We start from the raw sequence: 13675 nt of genomic DNA on the forward strand, positions 1-13675 counted from the left end.
TCACTAAAATTCTCATGAATGAGACTGAATTGCAACCTTAAAGGCAATTAATAATTACAATTTATGAAATAACACAATTAATGATTATTGTATAATCAACAATTGAACAATAAATAGCTCTTTATGTTTTCATTTCGGACATTATAACTTTTTCAATAAGAGACATTCTATGTCTCGTCCACTCAACATGCCATTAGCAGCAGGGCGAGAGCATGAATGATTATTTTTTAAACACAGCAATTCCCGCTTCTAAAACGGCATCCAAAGAACCAGAATCCATCATTGGTGCTCTTTTCTTTCTCGATATACTGAGCTTTCGGCTTTTGTCCCGTCGTAACATGTTTAGTGCAATATGGCGGATACTCGCTGGATTTACTGGTGCATTAGAGCTATAAAGCTGGCAGTTATCTTCACTCTTACTGACATCCGACACCCAATGCAGTTGGCTTTCTATTAGCCAATTACTGCGGCAGGTGTTGGCAAATTGGTCAACATCCAATTCCGCTGAACTGATAAAGTATCGCTGTTCAAAACTGGGATTTTGGTCTTTTGTAATGCGATATCAGGTTGCCATAGCAATAGTTATTTGTATTGACCATTGCTCCGGGATATCCTCTGGTAGTACAACGCATTCAGGATTTGGTAACTACGGCCTTCCAACCACGACTTTTACTGCACAGTATCTTGTCGCTCCATGCTCTCGTAGTTTTGAAAGGATTTTTCACATGCACTGTGCAGGCGCCCCTGGTTCACTTTAACTGCCAGTAAATAATCAACTTTTTTTGGTTAAGTTGTTGGGCGATCAGCTTCTTACAACCCATAGCATCAATACTTATCAAGCAACCTTTTATTTCTATCAGGCGTAGAAGCTTTGGAATTGCTTTGTTCTCACTTGATTTTTCGTCAGTCTCCACTTGCCCTAGCACCAAACTGCTGGAGCATGCGAATGCGCAGACCATGTGAATAGCAGAACTCCGGCTGCCTAGCCGCCAACTACCGCGCAGTGTTTTGCCATCGATCGCAACCAATTCACCTTCTGTGCGGGAACTGACATCGCACATCCAATCGATAAAGCACTGCTGCATAAAAGCTGGCTCGGGATGTCAAATAACGCGGGCAATGGTATCGTGGACAGGTATCCCTCGCTTAAAGAAACCACGTTTTTGCAAACAATAGAGCCGATAAACGCAAAAATCTTCAGTATCTTCCAGCCTTGTATGTTGCAAACGGCCAGAAAAGCAGCGTCGATATCCCTCCTGCATGCTAAGTCATAATTATGGCATATCTATTTGTGATGATGGTCTCTGGCGACTTCGCTTTCGAGTGACTGGAAACGACCGCATCCTGACTGCCGCCATCCAGTGACAATTTGCGGTATTTGGCAGATTTTCACTGGAAAAAACTGAGATTTCAGGTATGGTGTGCAGGTTTTTCCGCCCCACTGTCGTGGGGGTATTCATCGACTTAATATCAGCTAGACTGAAGTGCCGGACTGCATAGCAATGCAGCCTGGCTTTTATCCATTTTTGCTGAGCCTATTGCCGCTCGCCTTGCCACTTGTGCATCAAAAGGAGCCATAATGCGTTTTTACTTTCCTCTGGTCATTATTGACGAAGATTTCCGCTCAGAAAATACCAGCGGCTCCGGCATCCGCGAACTGGCTTCTGCCATCGAAAAGGCCGGCATGGATGTGGTCGGCTACACCAGCTACGGCGATTTAACTTCATTCGCACAACAACAAAGCCGCGCTGCCGGTTTTATTATGTCAATTGACGATGAAGAATTTGGCAGCGGCAGCAAAGAAGAAAGTATTTCGGTGCTCGCGCAACTGCGTAGTTTTGTCGAGCAAATCCGCCGCCGTAACCCGGATATTCCAATTTATTTATACGGCGAAACCCGTACCGCCCGCCATATTCCAAACGATATCCTGCGTGAACTGCATGGTTTTATCCATATGCATGAAGACACGCCGGAATTTGTGGCGCGGCACATTATCCGCGAAGCCAAAAGTTATTTAGATTCATTAGCGCCACCGTTTTTCCGCGCCCTTACCCACTATGCACAAGACGGTTCTTACAGCTGGCACTGCCCTGGGCACTCCGGTGGTGTGGCCTTTTTAAAATCGCCGGTTGGCCGGATGTTCCACCAGTTTTTTGGTGAAAACATGCTTAGGGCTGACGTCTGTAACGCAGTGGATGAACTTGGCCAGTTGCTGGACCACACCGGCCCGGTCGCCGCTTCTGAGCGCAACGCCGCGCGGATTTTTAACGCCGACCACTTATTTTTCGTCACTAACGGCACTTCAACCTCAAACAAAATTGTCTGGCACAGCACAGTCGCACCAAACGACATCGTGGTGGTTGACCGCAACTGCCATAAATCGATTTTGCACGCCATTATGATGACCGGCGCGCTGCCGGTATTTTTAATGCCAACGCGCAACCATTACGGCATTATCGGCCCTATCCCACGCAGTGAATTTGAACCGGCCACCATCCGCAAAAAAATGGAAGCCAACCCATTTATCCGCGAAGTGCTGGCGAAAAACCCGGACGTGAAACCACGGGTGTTAACCATTACCCAGTCTACTTACGACGGTATTTTATATAACGTTGAAGAGATTAAGTCGCTGCTGGATGGCGAAATCGAAACGCTGCATTTTGACGAAGCCTGGTTGCCGCATGCCGCTTTCCACGATTTCTACGGCGATTACCACGCGATTGGCGAAGGCCGGCCACGTTGTGACACTTCAATGGTGTTCTCAACCCAGTCCACGCATAAACTGTTAGCCGGTATTTCCCAGGCCTCGCAAATTTTGGTGCAGGACGCCAACCACAATAAGCTTGATACCAACTTATTTAACGAAGCTTATCTGATGCACACTTCGACCAGCCCGCAATACGCTATTATCGCCTCGTGCGACGTGGCAGCGGCGATGATGGAAGCGCCGGGTGGTACCGCTTTGGTGGAAGAATCACTGGACGAAGCGCTGGAATTTCGCCGCGCCATGCGCAAAGTCGATGACGAATATGGCGACGACTGGTGGTTTAAAGTTTGGGGCCCGGATGATTTAACCGACGAAGGTCTGGATCACCGCGATGCCTGGATGCTGCACGCAGATGAAAACTGGCACGGCTTTGGCGCTATAGCCGAAGGTTTTAACCTGCTGGATCCAATCAAAGCCACCATTTTAACCCCTGGCCTGAATGTCGACGGCAACTTCTCTGACGCCGGTATTCCAGCCGCCATTGTCGCCAAATATCTGGCCGAGCATGGCGTGGTGATTGAAAAAACCGGCCTGTATAGCTTCTTTATCATGTTCACCATCGGCATCACCAAAGGCCGCTGGAATACCATGGTGACAGCGCTGCAGCAGTTTAAAGATGATTACGACAAGAACGCTCCGCTGTGGCGCATTCTGCCGGAATTTATCCAGAAATATCCGCAGTATGAACGAATTGGCCTCAAAGATTTGTGCGACCAGATCCACGCCATCTACCGCACCTTTAACATCGCTAAACTGACGACCGAAATGTATTTATCGGAAATGGTGCCAGCGATGCGACCAGCCGATGCTTTCGCCAAAATGGCGCACAAAGAAATCGAACGGGTGCCGTTAGACGAACTGACCGGCCGCATTACCGCCGTGATGCTAACCCCGTATCCACCAGGCATTCCACTGTTGGTCCCCGGCGAAGTCTTTAACGAAACCATCGTCAGCTACCTGAAATTTGCCCGCGAATTTAACGGCAAGTTCCCAGGCTTCGAAACTTATATCCATGGTCTGGCACTGACGGAAGTTGATGGCAAGAAAGTGTATTATGTGGATTGTGTCGCTTAAGCGACTGGCTACATAACACTGTTGATCAAGCCGTGCTGTAACAAGCGCGGCTTTTTTATAGTTGTGTATAAAAAATCAGCAGCAACCTTGAATTGTCGCATTTACCACACCACTAAATAACTCACTGAAACCTGGTGGTTATTTAGATGAACTTCACGCAAAACATCCACATCGGCTGGTTCATTCTGGCCGCCATTATAGGCATCAGCAGTTTTGTGGTATTGCTGTGGTTGTTAGCCAAAGTCGTGCGCTGGGCTAAACGCCGTCCCGCCGGCGCTTATGTGATTTTGGCCATATTCCCGCTTATTTCATTGCTGCCGATCCCACATTCAGAAATCAAAAAATTACAACGCGTTAAACAAGAACAAGTACAACAAAAGGAACAATCCGGCGAGCCGGAGACCGAAGATGACAAGCCTGCTGTCTAATGCCGGAAGATTCGGGTTTGGGTTCGTCAACACATTGATATAAACCGGCATCCCTTAGCAATTTTCTAATGTCGGGAAACTGTCCGTTATTTTCCTGCTGCATTCGCTAAGCGATTAAAAGCTGACTAGGATTTGAACATCTATGCTTGATGAGGATGGCCGCTTTGCACCCGAGGTACTGGTCAGTTCCCGCTGAAAATCCTGTTGAGCTGGTCATTCTGCTACTGACGCAATGGCGACATCTGCTGCAATCAGCTCTGCTTTATTGCTCAGGATTGGTGTTACTGTCAGCCTTGTTACTTCCGCAGGCATTTGCTGCCGAAACCAGCTCTGCCCGAATGTTACCAATGTTGCATTTCAGCAGTACGGCAGAAGAACAACAACTGAGCCGTTACGGTGGTGTCGGCACCATAGGCGAAGATCCATTTGGCCAGTTATGGCTCGCCAGCCGTAATGGTTTGTTGTATTACGATGGACAACAAATCCGGCGATTGAGCGCGCAGAACTCCGGCCTTGCCAATAATCTGATTACCGACTTAGATACCCAGGATCCCGAAGCCTTATGGTTGCTGACTTATAATCTGCAGCTGCAACAGATGCGATATGCCGATCAGCAATTTCGTACTTTGGATTTATCAACACAGCTTATAACCGGCAGTTTTAATGTGGCCAGGTTGTTCGGTACCCGTGATCGGATTTGGTTGCTCGGTGGCCACAGACTCAGGTATGTCGACCGCGCGACCATGCAACTTAAAGAAATCGGCCCATCATTAGCGGCCGTGGTGAATCGATACGCCAGAGTTAGCCATACCGACGAGGCAGCCCCCGATTTGTGGATGCTGACTGATCAAGGACAACTGTATCATTGGGCAGAGCAACAGCAACAACTCAGTCCGGTATTACAATTGCCAACTGCCGAGCCCGCCGAGGCGATGCTGGCAGTCGACGATATACTTTATGTGCTGCAGCACAAAAAGTTATATCAGCTGGATCCGGCTCAACGGACCTGGCAGTTATTGTTAGATACTCAAACCTTAGATGCGTCGGCCCATCCTTTTTATCTGCTATATCATCAACAACAACTCTGGCTGAGTGGCCCGGATACCGGCCTGATCCGTTACCAGCTGACCAGTGGCATCAGCCACCGATTCGTCAATGTGCCGGGGCTGACGCATGGCTTGCCGGACAACCACACCAGCGCATTGTTTATCGATAGTTTGCAAAATCTGTGGGTAGGTACAGTCAACTCCGGTTTGAGTCGGGTCGCCTTACGCCATCTTGATGCTCAAAGCTTCGGCCTCGCCAACCCCGGCCTTGGCGCTCAGGCCATCCGCCCATTGCTGGCGCTTCAGGATCAAAGCTGGTTGTTAGCCGACCATCAATATCGGTTATGGCACTGGCATCCCGACCAGGACAAACTCAAGGCCTTCCCTGAAGAAGTGCAGGCCTATGCCGCGCGTCAGCTGAATGATGGTAGCCTGCTGTTGTTCGGAAATGCCGGTTTTTACCAATCAGACCCGGACTGGCAGCAATTTCGCTGGCAGCCATTAGCGGCATTACAAGACAAAACCTTCGCTACGATCACTGCCAGTCATGTCGATCAGCAACAGCAACTGCTGTATCTGGCGACCTATTACGGCTTGCTGCAGGTCAACCTGCAAAACGGCGAGCAACGGCAGTTTAGTCAACCACAGCTGAAAAACCAGCTGGTAACCATCGTCAATATGGCCACCAGGGATGACGGTAAATTATGGCTGCTGACCCGGGCTGAAGGTTTACTGTTGCTGGACCCCAAAACTGACAGCTGGCAACAATTCAGCCTGAGTGAATTTCCGGGGCAAGCCTATTTTGATCTAAAAACCGACTCACAACAGCGTTTGTGGATTGCCAGCGATCAAGGTGCTTTCCGGTTGCAGCTAATCAACGGACAATTCCAGCTGGATTCACCGGTGCTGGGATTGACCGCCGACAGCAATGAAATTCTGGCGGTGCATTTGTCCGCTGACGGCCAGATTTGGTTGAACAACAGCGACCAAATTATGGTGTATCAGCCCGAACAGTGGCAAGGCAGCTTTGTTGCTGCGTATCAAGGGTTGCAGCTGCCTTTACCGGCAAAACAATTGCTCAGCAATCAACAGTATTTGATCAGTGGTTCGGCCAACGGGCTGAATCTGCTGCCATTGCAATTAGCAAAGCAACAACAACCCGTGCTGATCCAGCTGAGATTTTCGCAGCTACAAACGTTTCGGCGGCAGATTAATTTAAGTCAACAAGGATCTCCTGCCGTCGTTGCACTCGATTATGAAGAACGACAATTCCGCTTGCAATTGCAAGGTTTTAGCAGCGGTGACCTCAGCACATTGCGCTATCAGCTCAAAGTACCGGAATTGCAGCAGGATTGGGGACCTGCCACCGATCAAGCCTTGTTTGATCTGTATAATTTGCCAAGCGGTCTACATCAGCTGCAGATCCGCTGGTTAGGCCCGGATCAGCAACCATCAGCACAAGTGTTGACGTTACAACTTGCAATAGCACCGCCCTGGTGGCGCAGCAACCTGGCGTATGGCGCCTATCTGTTACTGCTGCTAATCCTTGGCGGCATGGCAGGGCTGGACTTACGCCACCGTCAACAACTCAAAGCCCGGCACCTGGCGCAACTGGCTGAAAAAGAACAACAACTGCGGTTGGCATTATGGGGCTCCGGCGATGAGCTTTGGGACTGGCATCTGGCAGAGCAACGCATGCAGCGCCAAAACTGCCTGCCCCAATTAAACAGTCCGGCCCAGACTTGTCCTTTTCTGCTGGAGCAACAATTGCTGCTGGTGCATCCGGATGACCGGGCCCAGGTCAAAACCGGTGTGATGCAGCATCTGGCTGGTACCAGCGACTATTACCAGGCATCTTATCGCCTGAAAATTGGCCCGGAGCAATGGCTATGGGTGCTGGATCGCGGCAAAATTACTGAACGTGATCAGCAACAACGACCGCTGCGATTCAGCGGGACTTTACAGGTGATCGATGAGCTGAAAAAAGTGGAGCAACAGCTGCTCCAACTCAATAACGAACTGGAACAACTGGTACAATGCAGAACCGGTGAACTGGCACAAAGTAATCAGCAGCTGCTTGCAACTATTGAGCAACTCACCAATACGCGCAACGAACTGATTGAAGTGGAAAAAATGACATCGCTTGGCGCTATGGTGGCGGGTCTGGCGCATGAATTGAATACGCCTTTGGGTGTGGTCATCACTTCGGTTTCCAGTGTCGAAGATATGGTACTGCAACAACAGAAACTTAAAAGCGCACAACAATTGTCCGCGCAGTTTTTTGACGATAGTCAGCAACAAATTCTGACTGGCTGCAGCCTGGCGATGTTAAATTTGCAACGGGTCAATCTGCTGATCGTTGCTTTTAAAAAGCTGGCAGTCAATATCACCGGAGAACATCTGGCCTGGGTTAAACCGGCCGAAATCTGGCACAGTCAACTCCATTTACTCAAAGATGCCTTGGCACAACGACAATTTCAAATTGATGCTGAGATAGTCGGCGAGCTGCAGATTGAAACTTACGCCAGTGCCTTCACCGAAATTCTGCACGAATTACTACTCAATTCGGTGCATCACGCCAAGGTGGATGGCGCAGCCCGCATCTTCCTGCGGATAAGCTTGCAGGGCGATCAGCTTCACCTGCATTATGCTGATAATGGTGTACCAATTAACCGGGCATTGCGCGGTCAGATTTTTGACCCTTTTATCACCAGCTCGCGCCAACATGGCCGGGTTGGGTTGGGGTTAAGTTTGCTTTTTAATCTGGTGACGCAATTATTGCACGGCACCATCCGCTATCAGACTGACGAAGTCAGCGGTTGGTTTGATATCAGCTTTTGCTGTCGTCTACATCGCAGCCACCCGGAGCCTTTGGTAAGCCAAAGCTTCCCGACGGTGTCCAAAGTGTTAGATAAATAACTGCCCAAGCTGTGCAATGGAGTCATTTGGCATCAAATCAGCTGCTTTGATTTACCCCGCCCCACCAAACCTGGTTGCCACCGGCTTTTTTCGCCTGATACATCGCCCGGTCCGCTTCCAGCAATAATTGTTTTTCATCCTGCCCTTGAGCAGGAAATATCGAAATGCCGATGCTGGGATAGACATGAAACAGGCCATCAGCAAGCACAAAAGCGGCATTCAAAGCCAGCCGCACTTTTTCGGCGACGCCCTCGGCGGTGGAAAACGTTTCGATATGCTCAAGCAACACCACAAATTCGTCGCCGCCAAAACGGGCGACTGTGTCGCTGCTGCGTACCGCGTGTTTGATGCGTGTGGCCGCTTGTTGCAGCAGCAAATCGCCAACAGCGTGGCCGGCGTCGTCGTTCACTTGCTTAAATTTATCTAAATCGAGATACAACACCGCAAACTGCGTTTTTTCGCGACTGGCGCGATATAACGCCGACTGCAGCCGATCAGAAAACAATAGCCGGTTTGGCAAGCTGGTCAGTACGTCGTACAAAGCAATCTGCTGCAACCGGTCATGCATTTTTTTGCGTTCAATCGCCGAGGCGATTTGCGTCGACACAAATTCCAGTAGTTCCTGATCGTGTGCGCTATAAGGCCGTGGACCAAATAACACTAGTGCGCCAGGCCAATGATTGTGTTGACGTAACGGTACCACCAGCCAGTGCTGCGCAGTTATCTGCTGCAGCTTATTCTGCGGTGTTAAATCATTTGGAAAAGTGCTGGTACGCAAAGTACTGCGCTGCGCCATTACTTGCTGTGCATGCTGTATGATCTGTGCTTGATGTTGCACAATGGCTGCTGGCTCCGCCGCTGCCTGGCAGGCAAACTGCAACAGCCCACTCTCGGGATCCGTCAACAAAATGGCAAAGTTTGCTGCAGGTAAAATAGCCGCCACTATCTGATGAATATGTTGGTATAACTCGGATAAGTTCTGCGCCGCATGCGCTGCTTCGGAAATCTGATACAAGGCTGACTGGCGCTGTTGCGCACGTTTCAGTTGGGTAATATCACGCGCTACCGCCACCCGCCTTTGATCGGAAGCCGACCAGCGCGCAGACCATAACAAATGCACCACCTGACCGTCTTTACGCAAGTAACGGTTTTCAAAGTCTACTTTGGGCTTGTCCTGCATAATTTCAGCGGCGGTTTGTAAGGTTTTGGCCTGGTCTTCCGGATGGATCAAATCCAACATCGAGCGGCCAATCATTTCTTCCGGTTTATAACCAAAAATACGCTCGGCACCGGCACTGACAAACACAAAAGTACCGGACGCGTCGACCACACAAATGGCATCCAGCAATAAATCGATGTACTGACTAATTGCGACAAAATGGTTATTGTCCACTTACTGCTCCTGCGGCAATCTCGTAACCGACGCCTGATTTTCAACCTGACAACAGGCTCTGGCAGAGGAGAATGCCAGGTGCCAGGATTTGGTACATTTAACAGTACCCTGTCATGGTACAAAGCGCAATCAGTGCCTGACATCGTGGCAACTCCTGAATCATTTCAGACATCCATACATCCAAAAATAACTGTTCAAGCCCGTTAAATTACGATTTACTAAGGCTTAATCTACTCAGGAGCGTGTCATGTTTAAAATTAATCAGTATTTTGATGGTAAAGTAGCGTCCATCGCTTTTGCCGGTGAACAACTGCCAGCGACAGTCGGTGTGATGGCGCCTGGTGACTATGAATTTGGCACCAGTCAGCATGAAGTGCTGACCATTGTCAGCGGCGCGTTAACGGTGAAATTACCCGGCAGCGAGCAATGGCAAACCTTCAGCCGTGGTCAGCAGTTTGCAGTACCGGCACACAGCAAATTTCAGCTGCAAGTAGCGACCGATACGGCTTATCTTTGCACTTATGAATAAATTATCCTCCTAAATCAGTGCCATCGCGCATGATTTGGCATTGTTTCAAACTGGACTGATCCCGCTTTGAAACCACACATCATTCGGGAGCCACTATGCGCGGGATGGGAACAGCAGCTAAACGACCTGAAACCGGAAAATCGGCACAGGCGCTGAATCTGAAACAAACTATCCAGTATATGTGGCCCTACTTATGGGCCTTTAAAGGCCGCATAGTGTTAGCGATGCTGGCATTGATTGCCGCCAAAGCCACCACTTTATTATTGCCTTATGCGCTAAAACTGATTGTTGATGGCCTCGATCGCTCGTTACATCCTACCATCACCTTGCCGCTGCTGCTGATCGCAGGTTATGGTTTATTACGCTTTGGCACGGTGTTTTTTGGTGAAATTCGCGACGCACTATTTAGCCGGGTCACCGAACATGCGATGCGTAAAATTGGCCTGCGGGTATTTCAACATCTGCATCAACTGGAACTGGCGTTTCACCTCGACCGCAATACCGGCGGCATCAGCCGTGATATCGAGCGCGGCACCAATGGCCTCAGTTTTTTAATGCGCTTCCTGATGTTTAACATAGTTCCAACCCTGCTGGAAATTGTGCTGGTGGCCGCAATTTTCTGGGGTTTGTTTTCGTTTTGGTACGCGCTCATTACCGCTGTTGCCGTCAGTTTTTATATCTGGTTCACGGTGGCCATTACCGAATGGCGCAACAAATTTATCCGCGAAGCCAATCAGGCCGACTCCGCCACCAATACCCGCGCTGTCGACAGCCTGCTGAATTACGAAACGGTTAAATACTTTAATAACGAAGGCTATGAAGCGAAAATCTACGACGATTTTCTTGCGAAATGGGAAACCGCTAAGCTGAAAAACCGCATGTCATTATTGGCACTGAACTCGGGCCAGGCACTGATTATCGCCGCTGCCATTACGTTAATGATGTGGCTGGCCGCCAAAGGTGTGCTGGATAAAGAGCTGACGCTGGGCGATTTAGCGATGGTGAATGCCTATATGATTCAACTGTTTATCCCACTGAATTTCCTGGGTTTTGTCTACCGGGAAATTCGGCGTGCTTTAACCGACTTAGAAAATATGCTGGGCTTGTTGCAACGTAAAGCCAGCATCGTTGATACGCCGGATGCCCATGAATTACAGCTGCAACAAGCTAGTATTGAATTTCGGGATGTTTGTTTTGGTTATCAAGCAGAAAGAACCATTTTGCAGCAGTTTAACCTGAAAATTGCACCGGGCCAAAAAGTGGCGGTGGTGGGCAGTTCGGGGGCCGGTAAAAGTACCCTGGCGCGGTTACTGTACCGTTTTTATGAAATTAACAGCGGCCAGATTTTAGTCGACGGCCAGGATATCCGTAACTTGACGCTGGATAGTTTGCGCCGGGCTATCGCCATCGTGCCGCAAGACACTGTGCTGTTTAACAGCAGCATCCGCGACAATATTGCATATGGTAATCCGGCGGCTTCGCAGCAAGATATTGATCAGGCGATTGATTTAGCGCATTTACGCCAATTTATTCAAAGCTTGCCACAAGGTGATGCCACCTTAGTCGGCGAACGCGGTTTAAAAGTATCGGGCGGCGAAAAACAACGCATCGCTATTGCCAGAGTCTTATTAAAACGCTCGCCTATTCTGATTTTTGATGAAGCGACGTCAGCACTTGATTCGCAAAGTGAAAGTGCGATTTTAACCGCGATGCGTGAAGTCGCCACCGGCCACACGTCATTGGTGATTGCCCACCGTTTATCAACCGTGGTCGATGCCGATCTGATAGTCGTACTGCAGCACGGCAAAGTGGTGGAGCAAGGTTCGCATCAACAGCTATTGGCACTCAATGGTTATTACGCCGAGCTTTGGGCATTACAGCAGCGTGAGCAACAGGCTGATGCCAAAGACTGATGGGCTGCAGCTTCAAGGATGAAGGGTGTAGAAGTAAAGTATTATTACCCTGTGTTAAGAAAGGTTTAGCCCGGTAAAGCTGGGTAAAAGCGGCAACTAACGGCAAAAATTCTGTTCCTATGTCTGCTTTTTGGCATATCTGGATAGAGAGTTTTATGAAAATAGTGTCCCTGTTTACCTTAGTTTGCAGTACCTTGTGGTTAACCGGTTGTGGTGGCAGCAGCTCCTCTGACGAATCGGCCACTTACCCAACTTCATATCTGCAGTTTTACAATGGCTCGGCCAATAGTGCGACCACGGCTGTAATTGCAAACCTGGGTGACAGCACTACCGACATTGCCGTTGGCAGCGCCGGTTTTGCAGATGCAACTCCATTGCAATCAATGGAAGCTGGCAGTTACAGCCTGGAACTGAACTACACATCAACCTCTGGCAGTGTCACCACCATCATGACTGAGAAAACTGAACTGAAAAACAGTCAGAAAACTCTGTTGTTGATGACAGGTAATTACGCAAGCCCAGAACTGATTAACCTCACTTTTGCCCGCGACGATACTTTAGATGACCAATTTAAAGTGATCATGGTCAATCTGATCAACAACAGCAAAACTTATGATCTCTATCTGGGTGACGCGGAAAAAACTTTTGCTGAGGCAGTGTTAGTTGGGAGTGCCGGCTATAAAACCATCGCCCAGGCCAAAACTTATGATGTCGACACTTATACGCTGTACCTAACCGAAGGCGGTTCGAAAACAGTGTTATTTGAATCGGATCCAATTACTCTGAACTACCTGACAGAATATGTGATGGTCACGCGTGCCGCAATCGGTCCGGGTACAGGTAAATTCGCCATCGATGTCATTGTCAATACTACTGCAGTGACCACCATGGAAGATGTCAATTCTAACGCCCAATTCCGGGTTTATAACAGCATCGACAGCGTTAATCCGGCTAATATTCATTTGGGTGAGCTATCACCTAAACCAATTTTCAGTGGCCTGGCAGCTGATACTCTAAGCCCGTACATTGAAACCATTGCCGGAGATTACCGGGTATCGTTGTCTGATCAAAATAACGCGTTGATTATGCGCAATGGCTTAGTGACCCTGAACCAGGGGGCGGTAAAAACTGTGGTGTTTTACCTGGACGCAGCACAAAAAGCTGCGGCTATTACCCTGACAGACAGCAAACTGCCGCAGGTTTTTGATTTTAACTTTAACGTGGTGAATGTAATTCCGGGTTTTGACCAAATCAGTGTGTACTTTGTAAAACCAGGCTACACCATGGAAACCACCGGTTACTACATCAGCACCCTGAACTACGCTTCACAAAGTGCTGTCAGTCTGCCGGTCGGCGAGTACACCATGTATATCGTGCACAAGGATGCCAACAATAACAAAATGCTATTGGCGCAAACTGAACTGCTGAAACTGACTGCCGGTAGCAACTATGTGCTGGTCGCTGAGCCTGATACTTACGCCAGCAGCGGTTATAAGTTAAGTCTGGTGAAATAATTTGCACAAGGAGCGCCGCTGTTGGCGCTCCAGTCTTGTTGTCAGTTGTGTTTTAACCCTCAAATCAGTAGGCTGTGTTCAGTTTTAATTGC

9 protein-coding genes and 1 pseudogene are annotated in these 13675 nt (G+C 49.0%); 7 read left to right on the top strand and 3 right to left on the bottom strand.

Features of this window, described 5'->3' with window-relative positions; all coding sequences use genetic code 11:
• The first annotated feature begins 212 nt into the window (after nucleotides 1–212).
• Entirely contained in the window at nucleotides 213–395 is a 183-nt protein-coding gene (locus A5320_RS22275) for a hypothetical protein (RefSeq protein WP_068064063.1), read from the top strand.
• Here the strand turns inward: A5320_RS22275 and A5320_RS22445 are convergent.
• Together A5320_RS22445 and A5320_RS10315 are read right to left on the bottom strand one after the other, a co-directional pair.
• Nucleotides 395–499, bottom strand: a pseudogene (locus A5320_RS22445) (hypothetical protein); the annotation flags it as partial. The gene A5320_RS22275 and the pseudogene A5320_RS22445 overlap by 1 nt on opposite strands.
• A gap of 250 nt (nucleotides 500–749) precedes the next feature.
• The gene (locus A5320_RS10315) at nucleotides 750–1085 is read right to left on the bottom strand and encodes an ISAs1 family transposase (RefSeq protein WP_068064065.1); all 336 of its coding nucleotides are present in this window, start codon (nucleotides 1083–1085) and stop codon (nucleotides 750–752) included.
• A 494-nt stretch (nucleotides 1086–1579) separates the two neighbouring features.
• Between A5320_RS10315 and A5320_RS10320 the strand changes: the two genes are divergently transcribed.
• The 3 genes from A5320_RS10320 (at nucleotide 1580) to A5320_RS10330 (ending at nucleotide 8234) form a co-directional block, all read left to right on the top strand.
• The gene (locus A5320_RS10320) at nucleotides 1580–3841 is read left to right on the top strand and encodes an arginine/lysine/ornithine decarboxylase (RefSeq protein ID WP_068064067.1); all 2262 of its coding nucleotides are present in this window, start codon (nucleotides 1580–1582) and stop codon (nucleotides 3839–3841) included.
• 146 nt (nucleotides 3842–3987) lie between these two features.
• On the top strand, nucleotides 3988–4269 hold the full coding sequence (locus tag A5320_RS10325; protein WP_197490059.1) for a hypothetical protein: 282 nt from the start codon (nucleotides 3988–3990) through the stop codon (nucleotides 4267–4269).
• A gap of 164 nt (nucleotides 4270–4433) precedes the next feature.
• Nucleotides 4434–8234, top strand: a complete 3801-nt coding sequence (locus A5320_RS10330; protein WP_197490060.1) for a sensor histidine kinase — start codon at nucleotides 4434–4436, stop codon at nucleotides 8232–8234.
• Between the two features lie 37 nt (nucleotides 8235–8271).
• Here the strand turns inward: A5320_RS10330 and A5320_RS10335 are convergent, their stop codons facing one another.
• Nucleotides 8272–9627 carry a diguanylate cyclase domain-containing protein gene (locus tag A5320_RS10335; RefSeq protein WP_068064069.1) on the bottom strand — a complete coding sequence of 452 codons (1356 nt, stop codon included), beginning with the start codon at nucleotides 9625–9627 and terminating at the stop codon, nucleotides 8272–8274.
• Between the two features lie 247 nt (nucleotides 9628–9874).
• Here A5320_RS10335 and ppnP point away from each other — a divergent pair, with 247 nt between their 5' ends.
• The 3 genes from ppnP (at nucleotide 9875) to A5320_RS10350 (ending at nucleotide 13583) form a co-directional block, all read left to right on the top strand.
• A complete protein-coding gene (gene ppnP / locus A5320_RS10340; protein ID WP_068064073.1) occupies nucleotides 9875–10156 on the top strand; it encodes a pyrimidine/purine nucleoside phosphorylase in 282 nt (93 codons plus the stop codon).
• Nucleotides 10157–10251: 95 nt separating this feature from the next.
• Nucleotides 10252–12069, top strand: a complete 1818-nt coding sequence (locus tag A5320_RS10345) for an ABCB family ABC transporter ATP-binding protein/permease (protein ID WP_068064074.1) — start codon at nucleotides 10252–10254, stop codon at nucleotides 12067–12069.
• A gap of 155 nt (nucleotides 12070–12224) precedes the next feature.
• Nucleotides 12225–13583, top strand: a complete 1359-nt coding sequence (locus tag A5320_RS10350; protein WP_068064075.1) for a DUF4397 domain-containing protein — start codon at nucleotides 12225–12227, stop codon at nucleotides 13581–13583.
• Nucleotides 13584–13675: the final 92 nt, after the last annotated feature.

This window comes from Rheinheimera sp. SA_1 (assembly GCF_001669775.1).
Taxonomy (GTDB): domain Bacteria; phylum Pseudomonadota; class Gammaproteobacteria; order Enterobacterales; family Alteromonadaceae; genus Pararheinheimera.

Coding starts and splice junctions, on each gene's coding strand:
- A5320_RS10315 (WP_068064065.1), bottom strand. CDS start 1,085: ATGCAGCAGTGCTTTATCGATTGGATGTGCGATGTCAGTTCCCGCACA.
- A5320_RS10320 (WP_068064067.1), top strand. CDS start 1,580: ATGCGTTTTTACTTTCCTCTGGTCATTATTGACGAAGATTTCCGCTCA.
- A5320_RS10350 (WP_068064075.1), top strand. CDS start 12,225: ATGAAAATAGTGTCCCTGTTTACCTTAGTTTGCAGTACCTTGTGGTTA.
- A5320_RS10345 (WP_068064074.1), top strand. CDS start 10,252: ATGCGCGGGATGGGAACAGCAGCTAAACGACCTGAAACCGGAAAATCG.
- ppnP (WP_068064073.1), top strand. CDS start 9,875: ATGTTTAAAATTAATCAGTATTTTGATGGTAAAGTAGCGTCCATCGCT.
- A5320_RS10325 (WP_197490059.1), top strand. CDS start 3,988: ATGAACTTCACGCAAAACATCCACATCGGCTGGTTCATTCTGGCCGCC.
- A5320_RS22275 (WP_068064063.1), top strand. CDS start 213: ATGAATGATTATTTTTTAAACACAGCAATTCCCGCTTCTAAAACGGCA.